General features: G+C 50.5%; 1 protein-coding gene. It reads right to left on the bottom strand.

Annotated elements, in window-relative coordinates; all coding sequences use genetic code 11:
• The coding region (gene tnpC / locus E1189_RS01840) for an IS66 family transposase (protein ID WP_196221026.1) at nt 1-663 on the bottom strand (663 nt) is incomplete at its 3' end.
• Nucleotides 664-739: the final 76 nt, after the last annotated feature.

Below are 739 nucleotides of genomic sequence, written 5' to 3' on the forward strand. Positions count from 1 at the left end.
AAGGTTGAGGGCCTGCTCTGTCGCTGCCGGTTCAGCATTTTCAGCTCTTACAAAGTAGCGGCGAGCATGTACCCAGCATTGCGCTAACGTGATGTCTTCCCGACTTTTGCAGTAACTGTCGTACACGGGGTTACCATCGGACAGCACTATGCCTTGCCAGTTTTCCAGCAGTAACTCCAGGTGTTTTGCTGATTTACTGGTTGATAAGGTAAAAACCACTTCATCTTCAAGGCCGTAGATGGGCCAGAACCAGGCATTCTGCATTTTCCCTTTTTCTTTGCGGCCCGCCTTTATAGGTGTTTCATCAATCGCCACCACGCGGCTAGCCAGAACACTCTCCAGCAGCGCGTTATAAAGGGGGCGCAGGAGTTCGGCGGTGTTCTTTACCAACAGTGTGAGGGTGCTGCGACTGATGGTGATGCCACTCATTATCATGCGATGGTGTTGACGATGAAGGGGCAGGTGATGGACAAACTTATCTATTAACATGCCAGCCAACAGGCTGACATCTGCGAGGCTCTTATCGAATATGCCAGCAGGCGCCGGAGCCGACGACAGTGTTTGTGTGGGCTTGTGACGCAAGACCGGACGACGATGTTCCAGAATCACATAACTGCCTGGTCTTTGTGCCAGACGACGGGTGATCTTGCAGGGAAAACGCACGAAACCCCTTGCTATCACTAGCCTGAAGCCATATTAAATTTTTTGGATTTTTCTTTCCACCCAATTGTGATTTCAT

The sequence above is a fragment of the Parendozoicomonas verongulae genome (assembly GCF_009711465.1).
Taxonomy (GTDB): domain Bacteria; phylum Pseudomonadota; class Gammaproteobacteria; order Pseudomonadales; family Endozoicomonadaceae; genus Sansalvadorimonas; species Sansalvadorimonas verongulae.